Here is a 19,017-nt window from a genome sequence, read left to right as displayed (position 1 = left end):
ACGCAGAGGTATCCTGAGCCCATGTGGAGGACCCTGCTCCTTACCTAGCCGCGTCGACGCGCACCCATCGACGCGGCTGCCCCTCGTGCCCGAGGGGCTTTTTTGTGCCCGGGATCAGCAGAGTCCGACCGAGCGTGAGAGAGAAGAGATGAGCGAGCAGGAGACCCAGCCCGAGTCCTACGACGTCGAGGCGGTCCAGGAGAAGTGGCTGCCCGTCTGGGACGAGCTGCAGCCCTTCCGCGCCGACGACGACTCGGCGCGGGAGAAGAAGTACGCGCTGACGATGTTCCCCTACCCCAGCGGCGACCTGCACATGGGCCACGCCGAGGTGACGGCGCTCCACGACGTGATCGCGCGCTACTGGTGGCAGCGCGGCTACGAGGTCCTGAACCCCATGGGCTGGGACTCCTTCGGCCTGCCCGCCGAGAACGCCGCGATCCGCAACGACGAGCACCCCGCGACGTACACCTACGCGAACATCGAGACGCAGTACGAGTCGTTCAAGCGCTACGGCATCTCCTTCGACTGGTCGCGCCGGCTGCACACCTCCGACCCCGAGTACTACCGCTGGACCCAGTGGCTGTTCCTGAAGTTCCGCGAGCGCGGGCTGGCCTACCGCAAGTCGTCGCCGGTCAACTGGTGTCCCAACGACCAGACGGTGCTGGCCAACGAGCAGGTCGTCGACGGCCGCTGCGAGCGCTGCGGCGCCGAGGTCACCAAGCGCGAGCTGACGCAGTGGTACTTCAAGATCACCGAGTACGCCGAGGAGCTGCTGAGCGAGCTGGACCGGCTGGAGCCGACCTGGCCGGCGCGGGTGGTCACGGCGCAGCGCAACTGGATCGGCCGCTCCGAGGGGGCGCACGTCGACTTCGCCGTCTCGGGCCGCGACGAGCCGATCACCGTCTACACCACGCGCCCGGACACGATCTTCGGCACGACGTTCATGGTCGTCGCCGTCGACTCCGCGCTGGCCGCGGAGCTGGTGACCGACGGTCAGCGCGCCGCCTTCGAGGCCTACCGCGAGGAGATCCGCAAGGAGACCGAGATCGAGCGGCTCTCCACCGATCGGCCCAAGACCGGCGTCGACCTGGGGGTCACGGCGACCAACCCGGTCACCGGCGCGCAGATCCCGGTCTGGGCGACCGACTACGTGCTGGCCGACTACGGCACCGGCGCGGTCATGGGCGTGCCCGGCGGCGACCAGCGCGACTGGGAGTTCGCCACGGTGATGGGTCTGGAGATCGTCCGGACCACCCAGACGCCCGAGGGGTACGACGGCGAGGCCTACAACGGCGAGGGGCCGGCCATCAACTCCCCGGCGCCCGGCGTCGATGCGCCCCTGGACATCAACGGGCTGGCGGTCGCCGACGCGAAGCGCGCCACGATCGACTTCCTGGAGCAGCAGGGGAGCGGCCAGGGCGCGGTCAACTTCCGGCTGCGCGACTGGCTGCTGAGCCGCCAGCGCTACTGGGGCGTGCCGATCCCGATCATCCACTGCGAGAAGGACGGCGAGGTCGCCGTGCCGTACGAACAGCTGCCGCTGGAGCTGCCCGAGCTGCGGGGCGCCGACCTGAAGCCGAAGGGTGTCTCGCCGCTGGCCGCGGCGTCGGAGTGGGTCGACGTCGAGTGCCCCACGTGCGGCGGGCCCGCGAAGCGCGACAGCGACACGATGGACACCTTCGTCGACTCGTCGTGGTACTTCCTGCGCTACTGCTCGCCGAACTACACCGACGGGCCCTTCGACGTCGAGAAGGCGAAGGCCTGGATGCCGGCCGACATCTACGTCGGCGGCGTCGAGCACGCCGTGCTGCACCTGCTGTACGCGCGCTTCTTCACCAAGGTGCTGCGGGACATGGGGATGCTGGACGTCGGTGAGCCGTTCGCGTCGCAGCTCAACCAGGGCATCGTCATCAACCAGGGCCGCAAGATGAGCAAGTCGCTGGGCAACGGCGTCAGTCTGGGGGAGCAACTAGCGGCCTACGGGGTCGACGCCGTACGCCTGACGCTGGTCTTCGCCGGCCCGCCGGAGGACGACATCGACTGGGCCGACATGTCGCCGGCCGGCTCGTTGCGCTTCCTGCAGCGCGCGTGGCGGCTGTCGGGCGACGTCACCTCGGAGCCCGGCACCGCGCCCGAGGGCGGTGACGTCGCCCTGCGCCGGGCGACGGCACACGCCGTCCACGACGCGGCCGAGCTGGTCGAGTCCTACCGGTTCAACGTCATGGTCGCCCGGGTCATGGAACTGGTGAACGCCACCCGCAAGGCCATCGACTCCGGCTGCGGCCCCGCGGACCCCGCGGTGCGCGAGGCCGCCGAGGCCGTGGCGATCATGCTGTCGCTGGTCGCGCCGTTCACCGCCGAGGAGATGTGGGAGCGGCTGGGCCACCGGCCGACGGTCGCGCGCGCCGGCTGGCCGGCCGTCGACCCCGCCCTGCTGGTCGAGGAGTCGGTCACCGCCGTCGTCCAGATCCAGGGCAAGGTCAGGGCCCGGCTGGAGGTCGCCCCGGACGTCTCCGAGGCCGACCTGGAGCAGCTGGCGCTGGTCGACCCGGCCGTGGTGAAGGCGATCGACGGGCGCCCGGTGCGCAAGGTGATCGTGCGCGCACCGAAGCTGGTCAACGTGGTGGTCTGACTCCGGTCACTCCGACCGGTAGCCCAGCACCGACCGCGTCATCTGGTTGCGGGTGTCGAGGAGCTCCGCGAGCGAGGCGTCCACGTCGTCGGCGCTGACGACGAGCTCGGCATCCGGCTGCCGCTCGGCGGCGATGACGGCCGCGCGCCGCAGCAGCTCCTTGAGGAAGGAGGCCGTCACCCCGTCGGTGCGATCCAGGACGTCGTCGATGCGGCTGAGGTCGACGTCCAGCCCGCCGACGTACAGCTCGACGAGGCGGCGCCGGTCGTCGCGGCTCGGCAGGTCGACGTACACCGCCTGGTCGACGCGGCCCGGGCGCGCGGCGAGCGCGGGCTCGAGCAGGTCGGCCCGGTTGGTCGTCAGCAGGAACACCACGTCGGCGTCCTCGGCCAGCCCGTCCATCTCGTTGAGCAGGGTGAAGAGCAGCGGGGTCTCCCCGCCGTACCGGTCGCGCTCCTGGGCGATCAGGTCCACGTCCTCGACGACGATCATCGCCGGCTGCAGGCTGCGCGCGATGGAGCACGCCTCCCGGATCGCACCGAGGGTCTCGCCGGTCAGCTCGATGATCGTGGTCTCGCCGAGCTCGCCCACGAGGTAGCGCACGGTGTGGGTCTTGCCGACGCCGGGCGGACCGTAGAGCAGCCCGCGCTTGAGGTGCTGCCCCGCGGCCCGGAGCCGCTCGCTGGACCGTGCCACGCCGACCACCTGCCGTCGGATGTCGGCGAACGTGGCCTCGGGCAGGATGAGATCGCCCGCCGCCATCGGCCGGCGCGGGTGGAAGCGGAGGAGCGAGGCGCGCTCGCCGAACATGCTGTGCCCGAAGGAGACCACCTGGCCGCGGTGGACGTTGAGCTCGAGCGCGAGCTCGCGCAGGCGCGCCGTGACGGCGCCCGCGAGCCCGTCCCGCGTTGCGACCACCTCGACGGCCACGCCGCCGAGGTCGCTCTCGGGGTCGGGACCGCGGAAGAGGATCGCGAGCCGGTCGTCGCCGTCGCTCACCAGCAGCACGGCCGCGCGCAGGCACTCCCGGGTCGCCCCGTCGGGTCCGATCGGCAGGCTGGTCCGCGTCACGTTGCCCGGTCGAGGTCCGTGGAAGACGCGCGGGTCGTCCTGTCCGAGCAGGTCCGCGAGCCCGAAGGACCCGCGGTGCCGGTAGTCGGCGAGCCCCAGGACCTCGTGGGTCGTCGCGGGACGGGCCAGCCACACGTCGAGCGCGGCCTGCACGTTGACGTGCTCGTACGCCGGCCAGGTCTCGGCGCTCACCGCGAGGTCGTCGACCGCGATGCCGAAATGGCTGCCGATCATCGTGCGGAAGGTGGGCTGCTCCGCGGCGCGCGCCTGGGCCACGAAGCGCCGCACGAGCCGCCGCCCGTATCCCCGGACGTCGGACCAGCGCAGCGGGCCGTCGTCGGACGGCGGGTCGAGCGGCGTCGATGCGGAGAAGACGACTCTCGAGGGGGACATGCGGGGAACCTAGCTTCGCTGGTCGCCCCCGTCACGCCCCGGCCGGTGAATTCGGGAGGGCACTACTCTCTCCCGCATGCCGGTCACGATCGTCACCGACTCGACCGCCAGCCTCCCGGAGGACGTGGCGGTCGAGCGGGGCATCGTCGTCGTGCCGCTGCAGGTGGTGATCGGCGCGGAGGCCCTCGACGAGGGTCCGGGCGGTGCCACACCGGAGCTGGTGGCGGCCGCCCTGAAGGACTGGAAGCCGGTCAGCACGTCGCGACCCGGACCGGCCGCGCTGCTCGACGTCTACGAGCGGGCGGCCCGCGATGGGGCGACCGAGATCGTGTCGGTCCACCTCTCCGGCGACATGAGCGGCACCTTCGAGTCGGCGCAGCTCGCCGCGCGCGACGCGTCCGTGCGCGTCGTACCGGTCGACACGCGGCAGGTCGGCTTCGCCACCGGCTTCGCCGCGCTGGCGGCGGCCGACGCGGTCGACGGTGGTGGCGGCGCGGACGACGCCGCTGCGGCGGCGCGCGCGCGTGCGGCCGCGTCGTCGTCGCTCTTCTACGTCGACACGCTGGAGTACCTGCGCCGCGGCGGGCGGATCGGCGCCGCCGCGGCGCTGCTCGGAGGCGCGCTGGCGGTCAAGCCGCTGCTGCACATCGAGGACGGCAGGGTCGGCTCGCTCGAGCGGGTCCGTACGTCGGCCCGCGCCCTCGGCCGGCTCGAGGAGCTGGCCGTGCAGCGGGCGCGGGACGAGGCGGTGGACGTCTGCGTCGCGCACCTCGCCAACCCGGAACGGGCCGGCCAGCTCACCGAGCGCCTCGGCGACCGACTCGCGGCGAACCTCGAGGGACGCGAGGTCTGGTGCGGCGAGCTCGGTGCCGTGCTCGGCGCGCACGTCGGTCCGGGGATGATCGCCGTCTGCGTCGCGCCCCGCTGCCCGGGTGGCTGAGGCCGGATCCGGGCCGGCGGTGAGCCCGGGAATCGTGCACAGGCACGGCTGCGACAGGGTCTTCCACAGCGGTGCCCGACGGCGGCGCCGGTGGTCGGCACCGCTGCCTAGCGTCGCGCCATGGCCTCACTGCGACCCCGCGCCGACCAGGCCGCCTCGCGGCGGCTGGAGCTGCTGACCGCCGAGCTCGCCGCCGCCCGTCCGGCGCCGCCACCGGCGGAGGACGACCCCTGGCTCGAGGGGCACACGCGCATCCGCCCACTGCGGGCGGTGCCCGACCCGACTCCCGAGCCGGCTCCCGAGCCGCCGCCTGCGCCGCTGGTCCCGGTGCCGGGACGTCACGCCGCGCGGCGCCGACGGGAGAGCCCCCGCCTCGCGCCGGAGGCGCTGCGGGGCCGGATCTCCCTCGGGCCGTCGCAGCTGCTCGTGATCGCCCTGCTCGTCGCCATCGGCCTCGCGGTCACGGCATGGTGGGTGGTCCGCGGCGACCCGGAGCGGCTGGAGGCGCCGGGTCCCCTCTCGTCGTCGGCGGCACCGCTCGCCGACGCGACCGCCGCCTCCTCGTCACCCGACGCCCCGGTGGCCGCCGGCGCCTCCGCGGGCGCGGGCGGGACCGGTGACGGGGCCGGTGACGCGGCCGGTGACGGGGTCGCGGACGGGGCGGCGAGCGTCACCGTCGACGTCACCGGCAAGGTCCGCAAGCGGGGGATCGTCGTGCTCGACGCCGGTGCGCGGGTGGTCGACGCAGTCGAGGCCGCCGGAGGCGCGCGGTCGGGCGTCGACCTGTCCTCCCTCAACCTGGCGCGGGTGCTGGTCGACGGCGAGCAGGTCGTGGTGGGTCGGCCGACGAGCGCGCCGGTGGTGGCTCCACCGTCCGGGGGTCCCGGTGGCGTCCTGGTCGACCTCAACACGGCTACCCAGGCCGAGTTGGAGTCGCTCCCCGAGGTCGGGCCGGTGACCGCGGAGGCGATCTTGTCGTGGCGCAGCGAGCACGGCGGGTTCACGGCGGTCGACGAGCTGCTCGAGGTGGACGGCATCGGTGACGCGACCCTCGCCCAGCTGGCCCCGCACGTGACGGTGTGAGGTGGGCGGCGATGCCGACGACGCCCGGCCCGCCGGACCCGACCTGCGGATGCTGGCCCTGGCCGCCGCGGCATGGGCCGGCGCGGGTCTCTCCCGGTGGACGGGGTGGTGGCTGCTCCCGGCCACCATCTCGGTCACCCTGCTCGGCTGGGCGGTGCTGCGCCGACGGGGCGGCCGCTCCGTCGCCCGCACGGCCGGGGGTGCGCTGCTCGTGCTCCTCGCGACGGGGACCGTGACGCTGCTGCGGCTCGACCAGGTCGCGCTCGGCCCGGTCCATGCGCTCGCCGCCGACCGCGCAGCGGTCGGGATCGTCGGCACGCTGGTGTCGGACCCGCGTCCGGTCGCCGGTCGCTACGGCGAGGCGGTGCTCACCAGGGTGGAGGTCCGCGAGGTGACCGGTCGCGGCTCGTCGTACGCCGTCGCCACGCCGGTCCTCGTGATCGGCGACACCGACTGGCTCGACGTCCCGCTCGGGGCACGGGTGCGGGTCTCCGGCCGACTCGGGCCGGCCGACGACCACGACCTGGCCGGAGTCCTGGCGGCGCGGGGTCCGCCCGACGTCGTGGCCCCGCCCGACGTCTGGTGGCGCGGCGCCGCCGCGGTCCGGCGGTCGATCCGCGCCTCCGTCGCGCACCGGCCCGCCGACGAGCGGGACCTGGTGCCGGCACTGGTCGACGGCGACGACGCCGGGTTGGACGAGGGGCTCGCGGCCGACTTCCGGACCGCGGGCCTGACCCATCTGCTGGCGGTCTCGGGCACCAACCTGACGCTGGTGGTCGGGTTCCTGCTGGTGCTGGCACGCTGGGCGGGTGTCCGGGGGCGGGGGCTCCTCGCAGTCGGTGCGGTCGGGATCGTCGGCTTCGTGCTGCTCGCCCGCACCGAGCCGAGCGTGCTCCGGGCCGCCGTGATGGGCACCGTGGCGTTGTTCGCGATGGGGACCGACGGTCGACGACGCGGCGCCCGGGCGCTGGGCGTCGCCGTGGTGGTGCTGCTGCTCGTGCAGCCCGGGCTGGCCGTGCAGCCGGGCTTCGCGCTGTCGGTGCTCGCCACCGCCGGCATCGTGCTGCTGGCGCCGGTCTGGCGCGACGCGCTGGCTCGCTGGACCCCTCGCTGGGTGGCCGAGGCCGTGTCGGTGCCGGCGGCGGCGCAGCTGGCCTGCACGCCGGTGGTGGCCGGGTTGTCCGGCCAGGTCAGCCTGGTGGCGGTCGCCGCCAACCTCCTGGTGGCGCCGGCGGTCGGTCCGGCGACCGTGCTCGGCCTCGGCGGCGGGCTCGTCGGCCTGGCCTGGCCCGCCGGCGGTCGGTTGCTGGGCACCCTCGCCGGCTGGTGCGTCTCCTGGATCGTGCTGGTGGCCACGCACGCGGCGGCGTTGCCGGCGGCGGCGCTGGAGTGGGGGAGCGGCCCCCTCGCACTGGCGGCGCTCACGGCGCTCGTCGTCCTGGTCGCGGTCGTCGGGCCGGTGCTGCTCCGGCATCCGGCCACCGGCATGGGGTGCTGCCTGCTGCTGGCTCTCGTCGTCGCCGTCCGACCCCCGACGCCGGGCTGGCCGCCGCCCGGTTGGGTGCTGGTCGCCTGCGACGTCGGCCAGGGCGACGCGCTGGTCGTCAACGCGGGAGCCGGCGCCGCCGTCGTGGTCGACGCCGGCCCCGACCCGGTTGCCGCCGACCACTGCCTGGACCGCCTCGGCGTCGAGGCCGTGCCGCTGGTGGTGCTCACGCACTTCCACGCCGACCACGTCGACGGGCTCTCGGGGGTGGTCGACGGGCGACCGGTCGCGGCGATCGTCACGACCCGGCTGCTCGACCCGCCGGAGGGCGTGCGGGAGGTGGCGGCCGTCGCGAGCGAGGCGAGCCTGGTGCCGCAGCCGGTGCGCCACGGCGCCACCACGACCGTCGGCGACGCGACGCTCCAGGTTCTGTGGCCGCCGGCGGACGCGCCCTCGGTCGGACCGGGTGACGGCAGCACGGCGAACGACGCGAGCGTGGTGCTGCTCGCGGAGGTCCGCGGGGTGCGGATGCTCCTCACCGGCGACGTCGAGCCGGAGGGCCAGGCGCGGCTGGCCCGCGCACTGCCCGACCTGCGCATCGACGTCCTCAAGGTGCCGCACCACGGCAGCCGCTACCAGGACGAGCCGTGGCTGCTCTCCCTCGGAGCCCGGGTGGCGCTGGTCTCCGTCGGAGCCGACAACGTCTACGGCCATCCCGCTCCCGCCGCCCTCGAGCCCCTCGCGGCGGCCGGCACCCGGGTGCTCCGCACCGATCGCGACGGCGACGTCGCCGTGGTCACCGACGGCAGCGACCTGGCCACGGTCACCTCCGCCGGGTAGCCGCCTGGAGTGTCCCCTGCCTGTGGCAGGCTGTCCGCACCATGGCAGGTTCCTCGAAGCCCCGCGCGGCGGACGTCCTCGGCCGCGTCACCCTGGTGACCGGCAAGGAGGAGTTCCTGCGAGAGCGCACGGTCACGACGGTGCGCGACGCCGTGCGGCTGCACGACGCCGACGCCGAGCTGGCAGAGACCCGCGGGTCGGACCTGACCATGGCGACGCTGGGGGAGCTCGCGGCGCCGTCGCTCTTCTCCTCGACCCGATGTGTCGTCGTGCGGGCGCTGGAGGACCTGCCCGAGGAGTCGGTCGCGGGCCTGCTCGGGTACGCCGCGGCACCGGTCGACGACGTCGCGCTGGTGCTGGTGCACGGCGGTGGCGCCAAGGGCTCGGGCGTGCTCACCAAGCTGCGCAGGCTCGACCCGGTCGTCGAGGTGAAGGTGGCCGAGCTGCGACCGTCGGAGTACCCCTCGTTCGTGGCCAACGAGATCCGCGGTCACGGCGCCACGCTCGAGCAGGAGGCCGCCGACCTGCTGGTCCAGGCGGTCGGCCAGGACCTGCGCTCCCTCGCGGCGGCGGCCGACCAGCTCGCGAGCGACTTCCACGGCCAGACGCTCTCGGTCGACGTGGTGAAGCGCTACTTCGGCGGACGCGCCGAGGCCAAGTCCTTCGCGGTCGCCGACGCGGCGTTCTGGGGTCGGCGCACGGTGGCCCTGGAGGAGTTGCGCTGGGCGCTCGACGGCGGGACCGCGCCGGTGCTGGTGACCTCGGCGTTCGCCGGGGGAGCGCGCGGAGTGGCCCGCTACAAAGCCGCACCGCGCGGCATGCGCGACGCCGACCTGGCCCGCGAGGTCGGCGTCCCGCCGTGGAAGCTGCGCACGATCCGCGACCAGTCCCGGGGCTGGTCCGACGGCGGCATCGCCCGCGCGATCCGGGCGATCGCCCAGGCCGACGCCGACATCAAGGGCGCCGCCAGCGACTCGTCGTACACCCTCGAGCGCCTGGTCCTCACCGTCACCGGCCTCCGCGATCCTCGCTGAAATGACGCTGACCCGCCCGAAACTTTCGGGCGGGTCAGCGTGACGACCGATCCAGCCGCCCGAAAGTTTCGGGCGGGTCAGCGTGGATCAGAGGGAGGCGGCCTTCTTGGCGATCGCGGACTTGCGGTTCGCGGCCTGGTTCTTGTGGATGACGCCCTTGGAGGCGGCCTTGTCGAGCTTGCGGGCGGCGTCCTGACCGAGCTTGACCGCGGTGTCCTTGTCTCCGGCCTCGGCGGCCTCGCGGAACTTGCGGACGGCGGTCTTCAGGCTGGTCTTGACGGCCTTATTGCGCTCGTGCCGCTTCTCGTTCTGCTTGTTCCGCTTGATCTGGGACTTGATGTTCGCCACTTGGTACGCCTTCGTGATGGGGTGCGATCGGTCGGTTCGTCTGGGGCGCGGTCAGCGGGCATCCCGCCGGACACGCGACGGTCAAGGCTAGCAGCGGCCCGATGAGGCCCCCAAATCCCAGCCCCGCCGCTCGGACAGCCAGCGCCAGCACACCTCGCCCTGCCAGCGCTGGGCGTCGCGGATGTACGGCGAGGACGACGGCACCGGCTGGGCCGCGGACCGGAGGAAGTAGCCGGTGACGAGGGCGAGCACGGCGTCGACCGCCTCGGCCGGCACGTCCCGGGTCAGGGGGTGTGCGGCAAGCGCCTTCTCGACGTCGAGGCCGTCGCCGCGCGGACCGATCATCAGGAAGAGGGTGTCCAGCCAGGCGGCGCCGACGACCGGCCAGTTCCAGTCGCACAGCAGCACGCGGCCGTCGGCGGCCAGCATCAGGTTGTCGTCGCGGATGTCGGTGTGCACGAGCGTGTCGCCGTCGGCGACCTCGGCGTACCGCCCGGCGAGCGCCGCGGCCCCGTCGAGGTGCTCGCGAAGACCCCGAAGGTCGGGAGGGGCCTCCCGCAGTTCGTCCCAGTACGCCGGCCAGTCGACGAAGTCGGCCACGAAGGTCGACGCGTCGAGCCCGGCCGGCGCCGGCGTGAGCACCTCGGCCATCCGGTCCGTCATCGCCAGGCAGGCGTCGAGGTCGGCCTGACCCCACGGTCGGGAGGGCTGGTGCGCGTCGACGTGCTCGATGCCGAGCACCACCCAGTCGTCGGCGTCGTGGAGCCACCTCAGTCGCGGCGCCGGCGCGCCCTCCGGCAGCGCGACGAGCTTGCGGGCCTCCTCGCGGTAGGCCTCCGCGAACATGCGCTGGGCCCGCGTCGACGCGGCCTTGACGAAGTGTCGGCTGCCGTCGTCGCAGGTCAGCACCGAGGCGAAGCCGGGCGTGAAGCCGGCGTCCTGCGACACCGCCTCGGCCACCGGGGACCCGCACTGTCTCTCGACGAGCGCTCGGACGTGCGGCGGCAGGTGCGGCCACTCCAGCCGCCGGGCCGTGCGCCCGTGCGGGATGGTCGTGGGGTGGCGCGCGGTGGTCATCCCGTCATCCTCGCGCACGCCCGCAGCGACCACCGATCGGGACGCCGGCAACCGATTGGTCACGGCAACCCCGCGCGGGTGACAATGGAGCGCCATGTCTGACCCACGCGCGCCCCAGCCGGGCCACACCGACCCGGCCGTCATCCGCAACTTCTGCATCATCGCGCACATCGACCACGGCAAGTCGACGCTGGCCGACCGCATGCTGCAGCTGACCGGCGTGGTCGACGAGCGCAGCGCCCGGGCGCAGTACCTCGACCGGATGGACATCGAGCGCGAGCGCGGCATCACGATCAAGAGCCAGGCGGTCCGGATGCCGTGGACGGTCCCGGCCGGCAACGAGCAGGACGCCGAGCCCGGCACGTACGTGCTCAACATGATCGACACCCCCGGCCACGTCGACTTCACCTACGAGGTGTCCCGCTCCCTCGAGGCCTGCGAGGCCGCGATCCTGCTCGTCGACGCCGCCCAGGGCATCGAGGCGCAGACGCTCGCCAACCTCTACCTCGCCATGGGCGCTGACCTGCACATCATCCCGGTGCTCAACAAGATCGACCTGCCGAGCGCCAACCCCGAGAAGTACGCCGCGGAGCTGGCCGGCCTGGTCGGCTGCGACCCGAGCGAGGTGCTCCAGGTCAGCGCGAAGACCGGCCTCGGCGTCGAGGCGCTGCTCAATGAGATCGTCAAGCAGACCCCGGCGCCGGTCGGTGCGGCCGACCGGCCGGCCCGCGCGCTGATCTTCGACTCCGTCTACGACACCTACCGCGGCGTGGTCACCTACGTCCGGGTGATCGACGGCACGCTCACCCACCGCGACCGCATCAAGATGATGTCGACCGGCGCCACCCACGAGCTGCTCGAGCTCGGCGTGATCAGCCCCGAGCAGGTCAAGGCGGGCGAGGTCGGCGTCGGCGAGGTCGGCTACCTGATCACCGGTGTGAAGGACGTCCGCCAGTCCCGGGTCGGTGACACCGTCACCACCCAGCACCACGGCGCGACCGAGGCCCTCGGTGGCTACAAGCACCCGAACCCGATGGTCTATGCCGGCCTCTACCCGATCGACGGCGACCAGTTCGGCGACCTGCGGGAGGCGCTGGAGAAGCTCCAGCTCAACGACGCCGCGCTCACCTACGAGCCGGAGACCTCGGGCGCGCTGGGCTTCGGCTTCCGCTGCGGCTTCCTCGGGCTGCTGCACATGGAGATCACCCGTGACCGCCTCGAGCGCGAGTTCGGCCTCGACCTGATCTCGACGGCGCCGAACGTCGTCTACAGCGTGCTGATGGAGGACGGCTCCGAGGTCGAGGTGACCAACCCGAGCGAGTTCCCCGACGGCAAGATTGCCGAGGTCCGCGAGCCCGTCGTCAAGGCGACGATCCTGAGTCCGAGCGACTTCATCGGCACGATCATGGAGCTCTGCCAGGCCAAGCGGGGCTCGCTCCAGGGCATGGACTACCTGTCCGAGGACCGGGTCGAGATGCGCTACACGCTGCCGATGGGCGAGATCGTCTTCGACTTCTTCGACCAGCTGAAGTCGCGCACCAAGGGCTACGCCTCGCTCGACTACGAGCGCTCGGGCGAGCAGGCGGCCGACCTGGTCAAGGTCGACGTCCTCCTCCAGGGCGAGCCCGTCGATGCGTTCTCGGCCATCGTGCACCGCGAGGCCGCCTACTCGTACGGCGTGATGATGGCCGGCAAGCTCAAGGAGCTGATCCCGCGGCAGCAGTTCGAGGTGCCGATCCAGGCCGCCATCGGTGCCCGCGTGATCGCCCGGGAGAACATCCGAGCGATCCGCAAGGACGTGCTCGCCAAGTGCTACGGCGGTGACATCACCCGCAAGCGGAAGCTGCTCGAGAAGCAGAAGGCCGGCAAGAAGCGGATGAAGAACATCGGCACCGTCGAGGTGCCGCCGGAGGCCTTCGTCGCTGCCCTGTCCACCACGCAGCCCTCCGAGAAGCCCAAGAAGTGATGGCCCTCAGGTCGTGACCGTGCCCTCGAGGATCGCCTCGAGCGCCGTCCGGTGGCGGGCGTAGGCCTTCTTGCCCTCCCGCGTCGCCTGGTACGTCGTGACGCTGCCCCGTCCCCGACCGCTCTTGCGGACCGCGACGTAGCCGACGGCGACGAGAGCGGACATCTGCTTGGAGAGGTCGGACTCGCTCACCCCGAGGTGGTCGCGTAGCACCGCGAAGTCGGCGCCCGAGGCGCGGCTCAGCAGCGCCATCGCGGCCAGCCGCTTGGGGGCGGACAGGGCCGGGTCGAGGCCGTCGAGAGCGGAGGTGCCGCTCACGACAGCCGCTTGCGGGCGCGGCGGGCCGCGTCGGCGTACGCCCGCTCGTACCAGGCGATGGCCCCCGGGACCACCACCAGCGCGAACGCGGCACCCGCCCAGGCGTCGACAGCGCTCACGAGGGCGCCCACGCCGAGGACGATGATCGCCGCGCCGGCCACGAAGCCGAGGATCGCGCGGCGGAACTCGCGCGGCGCCCGGCCGGTCGGCATCACGCCGTTGCGGTAGCGCACGTACCAGCGCAGGAACCCGAGCTCGACCGCAACCAGGGCGAGCACGGCCGGCAGCCGGACCGGATCGTCCAGCTCGGTGAAGGCGAGCGTGATGAGTGCCGCCCACACGCCCACCGCCGCCGGGTACCACCGCGGGGTGGGCGGGTAGTCCGTCCACGGTGCCGCCTCGGCGCGGTCCGCCTCGCGCAGTGTCCTTCGGATGTCTTCACTTTCCACAATGGAAAGCTATCCCATCACTTTCCGGATCGGCAAGCGATGGACGGTCTGGTGGGATGGGGACGTGTCGATCACGCTCCCCGAGACCTTCCTGGCGTACGCCGCGCGGGGGCCGGACTTCGCCGGCTGGCTCGACCGGCTCCCCGGCCTGCTGCGCGACCTGATCGCGGAGTGGGAGCTGGTCGTGGACGGCGATCCGGGTCACGGGCATTGCGCGGTCGTCGTACCGGTGCGCACGGCGTCGGGCCGGCCCGCGGTGCTCAAGGTCGGCTGGCCGCACTGGGAGGCCGAGCACGAGCATCTCGCGCTCCAGCACTGGCACGGCCGGGGCGCGGTGCAGCTGCTGCGGGCCGACCCGCGCCGGTTCGCCCTGCTGCTCGAGCGGCTGCACCGCGAGGACCTCTCCCCGCTGTGGGACGTCGAGGCGTGCGAGGTCGTGGCCGGTCTGTACGAGCGACTCCACGTGCCCGCCCCACCCCAGTTGAGGGCGCTGTCGTCGTGCGTGCGACGGTGGTCGGCGGAGCTCGCAGCGCTGCCGAGGGACGCGCCGCTGCCGCGGCGGCTGGTGGAGCAGGCGGTCGCGATCGGCCGCGCCCTCGCCGCCGACGACGCCACCGACGGCCGGCTGATCCACACCGACCTCCACTACGAGAACGTGCTGGCGGGCGATCGGGAGCCGTGGCTGGCCATCGACCCGAAGCCGTTGAGCGGTGACCCCCACTACGAGGTCGCGCCGATGCTCTGGAACCGCTGGGACGAGCTCGCGTCGGCGCCGCGGGGAGTCCGCGACGGCCTCCGGCTGCGGTTCCACACGCTGGTCGACGTGGCCGGGCTCGACGAGCGCCGGGCGCGCGACGTCGTGGTCCTCCGGATGCTCTGCAACGCCCTGTGGCGGCTCCAGGACCGATCCGACGCCCGGCGCGTCACGCCGACCGACGAGTACCTGACGAGGTGCGTGACCGTCGCGAAGTCGGTGCAGGACTGACGGACCGGCGTGCTGGTCGGGCGAGGAAACTCACTCTTGCTACCGGTGAGTTGCAAAGTGATCTAGGTTACTCGGCAACCATTTCTCCAATGCCCGTTCTCGGCAGCACCGCAGGAGTGAGATGACCGCCCAGGCCAGCGCCACCCCCAGCGACACCCCGATCGATCCCGGCTGGATCGACCACATAAGCCAGAACTTCGCGGTCCAGTTCCTCGACCGCGTCGCCGCGTCCGCCGACCACGAGGCCTTCCGCTTCCCCCGGGGGGAGACCTGGGAGTCCGTCACCTGGCGTCAGGCGGGCGACATCGTCGAGCGGCTCGCCGCCGGCCTGCTCGCGCTCGGCATCGAGTCCGAGCAGCGCGTCGGCATCGCCTCCGCCACCCGCTACGAGTGGATCCTCGCCGACTTGGCGGTCATGTGCGCCGCCGGTGCGACGACGACCGTCTACCCGACGACCAACGCCGAGGACACGACGTACATCCTCGCGGACGCCGAGTGCCGCGTCGTGTTCGCCGAGGACGACGAGCAGGTCGCCAAGCTCACGGCCAACAAGGCCGAGCTGCCGCACGTCGGCAAGGTCGTCACGTTCGAGGGCAAGACCGACGGCGACCCCGCGAACGACTGGGTCATCGGCCTCGACGACCTCGCGAAGCTGGGCGACGCCCACCTCGCGGAGCACCCCGGCATCGTCGAGGAGACGGCGAAGTCGATCGCGCCCGACCAGCTCGCGACCCTGATCTACACCTCCGGCACCACTGGTCGTCCCAAGGGCGTCCGACTGCTGCACAGGTCGTGGGTCTACGAGGGCACCGCGATCCAGGTGCAGGACATCCTCCACGAGGACGACCTGCAGTTCCTGTGGCTGCCGATGGCCCACTCCTTCGGCAAGGTGCTGCTCTCCGCGCAGCTCGCCTGCGGCTTCGCGACCGCGATCGACGGCCGCGTCGACAGGATCGTGGACAACCTGGGCGTCGTGAAGCCGACGTTCATGGGGGCCGCGCCCCGCATCTTCGAGAAGGCCTACGCCCGCATCGTCACCATGCAGGCGGCCGAGGGCGGCGCGAAGGAGAAGATCTTCAAGAAGGCCTTCGAGGTCGGGCTGAAGGTCGACGAGCTCGAGCGGCAGGGCAGGTCGGTGCCGTTCCTGCTCAACCTCCAGCACGGCCTCTTCGACAAGCTGGTGTTTAGCAAGGTGCGCGAGCGCTTCGGCGGCCGGGTGCGCTTCTTCATCTCGGGCTCGGCGGCGCTCAACCCCGAGATCGGCGCGTGGTTCCACGCGGCCGGCATCCTCATCCTCGAGGGCTACGGCATGACCGAGAACGCCGCGGGGGCCACCGTCAACCACCCCGACGACTACAAGATGGGCACGGTCGGTCCCGCGCTGCCGGGCGCCGAGGTCAGGATCGGCGAGAACGACGAGGTGATGCTGCGCGGCCCGCACATCATGGCCGGCTACCACAACCTCCCCGAGGAGACCGCGAGGACGCTGACCGACGACGGCTGGCTGCACACCGGCGACAAGGGCAGCCTCGACGCCGACGGCTTCCTCACGATCACCGGCCGGATCAAGGACCTCTTCAAGACCTCCGGCGGCAAGTACGTCGCGCCGCCCGCGCTCGAGTCGAAGTTCAAGGCGATCTGCCCCTACGTCAGCCAGTTCCTGGTCTTCGGCAGCGAGCGCAACTTCGTCTCCGCGCTGATCACCCTCGACCCCGACGCGATGGCGGCCTGGGCCGAGGAGAACGGCAGGACCGGCGCGACCTACACCGACATCGTGCGGTCCGACGCGGTGCAGAAGATGATCGGGGGGTACGTCGAGGAGCTCAACGGCAAGCTCAACCGCTGGGAGACCGTCAAGAAGTGGCAGATCCTCGACCACGACCTCACGATCGAGTCCGGTGAGCTCACCCCGTCGATGAAGGTCAAGCGCAACGTCGTCGAGGAGCGCAACCGGGCGCTGATCGACTCGTTCTACGCCTGAGTCGGCGCGGCGTTTGCCGGGATACCCGGTGCACCGGGTATCCAGGCGTTTCTCGGCTGTTGCAACACCCGAGAAGCGCCGGCATTGCCCGAGCCGTGTGGCGGATGTGACCACTGAGGCGACGGCGGAGGAAGCAACGAACCCGTTGTTGACCAGTTCGAACAGATGTTCGATGATGGAGCGTGGCTCCACGCATCGACACCCCCGGGGCCGCCGCCCAGGCGGTGGACCAGATCCAGCAGCTCCGCACTCGCATCTCGCGGCTGCAGGAGAGTACGCCGCCGTCGATGCCGCTCGAGACCCACCCCGCCCTGGCCGGCCTGGTCCAGCTGCGGGCGGGCGCGGCGTACTCCGTCGACAGCGCGACGCTGGCGCTGGCGCTGCTGGCCGGCCCGTCGCGGTCGGGCGGCTGGTGCGCGGCGGTGGGGGTCGCCGACTTCGGGGCCGAGGCGGCCGCGGCGCTCGGGGTCGACCTCGGTCGCACCGTGCTGGTGCCCGACCCCGGTGACCAGTGGCTGGAGGTCACCGCCGCCCTGGTCGACGTCGCGGCAGTCGTGCTCGTCCGGACCACCGGCCGGGTGGCTCCCCAGGCCGCCGAGAAGCTCGCCGCCCGGCTCCGCAAGCGTGGCGCCGCGCTGGTGGCGTGGGGGGAGTGGCCGCGCTGCGAGGTGCGGCTGACCACCCGCGAGCCGTCGTGGCGCGGGGTCGGGCAGGGCGACGGCCACCTCAGCTCCCGGCGCCTCGTCGTCGAGGCCCATCGCGGCTCGGCGCCGCCGAGGCGCGGGGCGCTGTGGCTCCCGGGCGAGGACCAGACCTACCGCCCCGAGCGGGCCGTCCCGGTCGCCGCTCCCGTGGAGGGAGTTGCCTGAGGTGCGCGTGATGGTCGTCTGGTGCCCGGACTGGCCGGTGGTCGCCGCACTGGCCGACGAGGGGCTGCCCAGCCATCTCCCGGCGGCGGTCTTCCACGCCAACCTGGTGCAGTCGGGCAACGCGGCCGCCCGCTCCTTCGGCGTACGCCGTGGCATGCGGCGCCGCGACGCGCAGTCGCGCTGCCCGGAGCTGAAGGTCTACCGGGCCACGCCGGAGCGGGACTCCCGGACCTTCGAGACGGTGCTCGCCGCGGTCGAGGAGCAGCACCCGGGGGTCGCGCCGCTGCGTCCCGGGCTCGCGGCGCTGCGCTCGCCACGGCGGGTCCGGGGCGGCGAGACGGCCGCGGCGGCGCTGCTCGCCGAGCGCCTGGTCGAGCTCGGGGTCTGGGACCCGCGGCTGGGCGTCGCCGACGAGCTGTTCACCGCCGAGCAGGCCGCCCGGCAGGCGTCCTCGCAGGACTGCCGCGTGATCGCGCCGGGAGAGTCGGTGCCGTTCCTGCGCGAGCTGCCGGTGGAGTCGATCGACGACGCTGCCGACGGTGGGGACGCGGTCAGCCTGTTGCGCCGCCTCGGCCTGCGCACGCTCGGCGAGCTGGCCGACCTGCCGGCGGCCGCGGTCCGCGACCGGTTCGGTCCGCGGGTCGCGTGGGTGCACCGGGTCGTGGGCGGCGCGGGCGCCGTACCCCTCTCCACCCGCACGCCACCACCCGAGCTCGCCCGTCACGTCGACTTCGAGCCGCCGCTCGACAACGCCGAGACGATCACGTTCAGCGCCCGTCAGACCGCCGACCGGGTCGTCGCCGGGCTGGCCGCCCAGCAGCTGGTGTGCACGGAGGTGCGCATCGACGCCTACGTCGAGGGCTCGGACGACGTCGTGTCGTCACGCCACTGGCTGCACCCGCGCTGGTTCACCGCCGCCGACCTGGTCGACCGGCTGCACTGGCAGCTCCAAGGGGGGTTCAAGGCCGGCGAGGTCCGCGCCCCGGTGAGCCGGGTGCTGTTCACGCCCGTGACGGTCGTGCCCGACGCGGTGCACGCCGACGGGCTGTGGGGCGGCACCGACGAGCGGGTGCAGCGCGGCATCGCCCGGGTGCAGGGGATGCTCGGCCACGAGGCGGTCGTCCAGCCGGTGCTCCAGGGCGGTCGTGCCCCGCGCGAGCGTCAGGCGCTGGTGCCGTGGGGCGAGAAGCCGACCGGGCTGAGGCCCGCCGCCCACCCGTGGCCGGGCTCGATCCCGCCTCCCGCTCCCTCCCGGGTGCTGGCGACGCCGTGGCCTGCCGAGGTCGTCGGCACCGGTGGCCGCCCGGTCTCGGTCGACGCGCGAGGCGCGGTGCTCGGTGAGCCGGCGCGCTTCCGCCCGGAGCCCGGCGATTGGATGCCGGTCGCCGCCTGGGCCGGCCCGTGGCCGGTCGAGGAGCTGTGGTGGGAGCCCGGCGGTCGGCGCGTGGCGCGCTTCCAGGTGGTCGGCGTCGACGGTCGCGCCTGGCTGATGACCTGGGAGAGCCCCGGCACCTGGTGGACGGAAGCCGCGTACGACTGATGGGC

The 19,017-nt window shown here is 73.0% G+C and carries 15 protein-coding genes; 10 read left to right on the top strand and 5 right to left on the bottom strand.

Annotated elements, in window-relative coordinates; genetic code table 11:
• Nucleotides 1-148: 148 nt before the first annotated feature.
• On the top strand, nucleotides 149-2,632 hold the full coding sequence (gene leuS, locus PZ894_RS00820; RefSeq protein ID WP_275741492.1) for a leucine--tRNA ligase: 2,484 nt from the start codon (nucleotides 149-151) through the stop codon (nucleotides 2,630-2,632).
• Between the two features lie 6 nt (nucleotides 2,633-2,638).
• Here leuS and PZ894_RS00815 read toward each other — a convergent pair whose 3' ends face one another.
• Complete coding sequence (locus tag PZ894_RS00815; RefSeq protein ID WP_275741490.1) at nucleotides 2,639-4,096, bottom strand: AAA family ATPase; 1,458 nt, start codon at nucleotides 4,094-4,096, stop codon at nucleotides 2,639-2,641.
• 76 nt (nucleotides 4,097-4,172) lie between these two features.
• Here PZ894_RS00815 and PZ894_RS00810 point away from each other — a divergent pair, with 76 nt between their 5' ends.
• The 4 genes from PZ894_RS00810 to holA all read left to right on the top strand — a co-directional run bounded on the left by PZ894_RS00810 (nucleotide 4,173) and on the right by holA (nucleotide 9,479).
• Complete coding sequence (locus tag PZ894_RS00810; protein WP_275741488.1) at nucleotides 4,173-5,036, top strand: DegV family protein; 864 nt, start codon at nucleotides 4,173-4,175, stop codon at nucleotides 5,034-5,036.
• A gap of 120 nt (nucleotides 5,037-5,156) precedes the next feature.
• Nucleotides 5,157-6,119, top strand: a complete 963-nt coding sequence (locus PZ894_RS00805; RefSeq protein WP_275741486.1) for a helix-hairpin-helix domain-containing protein — start codon at nucleotides 5,157-5,159, stop codon at nucleotides 6,117-6,119.
• A gap of 1 nt (nucleotide 6,120) precedes the next feature.
• Nucleotides 6,121-8,445, top strand: coding sequence for a ComEC/Rec2 family competence protein (locus PZ894_RS00800; RefSeq protein WP_275741484.1), 2,325 nt, complete (start codon nucleotides 6,121-6,123; stop codon nucleotides 8,443-8,445).
• A gap of 41 nt (nucleotides 8,446-8,486) precedes the next feature.
• Nucleotides 8,487-9,479: a DNA polymerase III subunit delta gene (gene holA / locus PZ894_RS00795; protein ID WP_275741482.1), complete on the top strand. Its 993-nt coding sequence runs from the start codon at nucleotides 8,487-8,489 to the stop codon at nucleotides 9,477-9,479.
• 87 nt (nucleotides 9,480-9,566) lie between these two features.
• Here the strand turns inward: holA and rpsT are convergent, their stop codons facing one another.
• Entirely contained in the window at nucleotides 9,567-9,827 is a 261-nt protein-coding gene (gene rpsT, locus PZ894_RS00790; protein ID WP_275741480.1) for a 30S ribosomal protein S20, read from the bottom strand.
• 87 nt (nucleotides 9,828-9,914) lie between these two features.
• Nucleotides 9,915-10,904 (bottom strand): hypothetical protein, encoded by a 990-nt coding sequence (locus tag PZ894_RS00785; RefSeq protein WP_275741478.1) that lies wholly within the window; start codon nucleotides 10,902-10,904, stop codon nucleotides 9,915-9,917.
• Nucleotides 10,905-10,998: 94 nt separating this feature from the next.
• Here PZ894_RS00785 and lepA point away from each other — a divergent pair, with 94 nt between their 5' ends.
• A complete protein-coding gene (gene lepA / locus PZ894_RS00780) occupies nucleotides 10,999-12,870 on the top strand; it encodes a translation elongation factor 4 (RefSeq protein WP_275741476.1) in 1,872 nt (623 codons plus the stop codon).
• 6 nt (nucleotides 12,871-12,876) lie between these two features.
• On the opposite strand, the gene PZ894_RS00775 is transcribed toward lepA, so the two are convergent.
• Both PZ894_RS00775 and PZ894_RS00770 read right to left on the bottom strand, forming a co-directional pair.
• Nucleotides 12,877-13,188 carry a transcriptional regulator gene (locus PZ894_RS00775; RefSeq protein ID WP_275741474.1) on the bottom strand — a complete coding sequence of 104 codons (312 nt, stop codon included), beginning with the start codon at nucleotides 13,186-13,188 and terminating at the stop codon, nucleotides 12,877-12,879.
• Nucleotides 13,185-13,637, bottom strand: a complete 453-nt coding sequence (locus PZ894_RS00770; protein ID WP_275741472.1) for a hypothetical protein — start codon at nucleotides 13,635-13,637, stop codon at nucleotides 13,185-13,187. Before PZ894_RS00770 ends, PZ894_RS00775 begins: the two co-directional genes overlap by 4 nt.
• 1 nt (nucleotide 13,638) lies before the next feature.
• On the opposite strand from PZ894_RS00770, the gene PZ894_RS00765 reads away from it, so the two are divergent.
• The 4 genes from PZ894_RS00765 to PZ894_RS00750 all read left to right on the top strand — a co-directional run bounded on the left by PZ894_RS00765 (nucleotide 13,639) and on the right by PZ894_RS00750 (nucleotide 19,012).
• On the top strand, nucleotides 13,639-14,622 hold the full coding sequence (locus PZ894_RS00765; protein WP_275741470.1) for an aminoglycoside phosphotransferase family protein: 984 nt from the start codon (nucleotides 13,639-13,641) through the stop codon (nucleotides 14,620-14,622).
• Nucleotides 14,623-14,743: 121 nt separating this feature from the next.
• Nucleotides 14,744-16,603 (top strand): AMP-binding protein, encoded by a 1,860-nt coding sequence (locus PZ894_RS00760; RefSeq protein WP_275741468.1) that lies wholly within the window; start codon nucleotides 14,744-14,746, stop codon nucleotides 16,601-16,603.
• A gap of 182 nt (nucleotides 16,604-16,785) precedes the next feature.
• Nucleotides 16,786-17,472: a hypothetical protein gene (locus PZ894_RS00755; protein ID WP_275741465.1), complete on the top strand. Its 687-nt coding sequence runs from the start codon at nucleotides 16,786-16,788 to the stop codon at nucleotides 17,470-17,472.
• Between the two features lie 10 nt (nucleotides 17,473-17,482).
• Nucleotides 17,483-19,012: a DNA polymerase Y family protein gene (locus tag PZ894_RS00750; protein WP_275741463.1), complete on the top strand. Its 1,530-nt coding sequence runs from the start codon at nucleotides 17,483-17,485 to the stop codon at nucleotides 19,010-19,012.
• The last annotated feature ends 5 nt before the right edge of the window (nucleotides 19,013-19,017 follow it).

Source organism: Nocardioides sp. YIM 152315, from assembly GCF_029210375.1.
Taxonomy (GTDB): Bacteria; Actinomycetota; Actinomycetes; order Propionibacteriales; family Nocardioidaceae; genus Nocardioides.
The sequence above is the reverse complement of the archived record's forward strand: the minus strand, read 5'-3'. Positions and strand labels throughout refer to the sequence as shown.

What these genes read in the sequence shown, in the direction of transcription:
- leuS (WP_275741492.1), top strand. Translation starts at nt 149, where the DNA reads ATGAGCGAGCAGGAGACCCAGCCCGAGTCCTACGACGTCGAGGCGGTC.
- PZ894_RS00785 (WP_275741478.1), bottom strand. Translation starts at nt 10,904, where the DNA reads ATGACCACCGCGCGCCACCCCACGACCATCCCGCACGGGCGCACGGCC.
- PZ894_RS00810 (WP_275741488.1), top strand. Translation starts at nt 4,173, where the DNA reads ATGCCGGTCACGATCGTCACCGACTCGACCGCCAGCCTCCCGGAGGAC.
- PZ894_RS00815 (WP_275741490.1), bottom strand. Translation starts at nt 4,096, where the DNA reads ATGTCCCCCTCGAGAGTCGTCTTCTCCGCATCGACGCCGCTCGACCCG.
- PZ894_RS00760 (WP_275741468.1), top strand. Translation starts at nt 14,744, where the DNA reads ATGACCGCCCAGGCCAGCGCCACCCCCAGCGACACCCCGATCGATCCC.
- PZ894_RS00750 (WP_275741463.1), top strand. Translation starts at nt 17,483, where the DNA reads ATGGTCGTCTGGTGCCCGGACTGGCCGGTGGTCGCCGCACTGGCCGAC.
- PZ894_RS00765 (WP_275741470.1), top strand. Translation starts at nt 13,639, where the DNA reads ATGGAAAGCTATCCCATCACTTTCCGGATCGGCAAGCGATGGACGGTC.
- lepA (WP_275741476.1), top strand. Translation starts at nt 10,999, where the DNA reads ATGTCTGACCCACGCGCGCCCCAGCCGGGCCACACCGACCCGGCCGTC.
- holA (WP_275741482.1), top strand. Translation starts at nt 8,487, where the DNA reads ATGGCAGGTTCCTCGAAGCCCCGCGCGGCGGACGTCCTCGGCCGCGTC.
- PZ894_RS00805 (WP_275741486.1), top strand. Translation starts at nt 5,157, where the DNA reads ATGGCCTCACTGCGACCCCGCGCCGACCAGGCCGCCTCGCGGCGGCTG.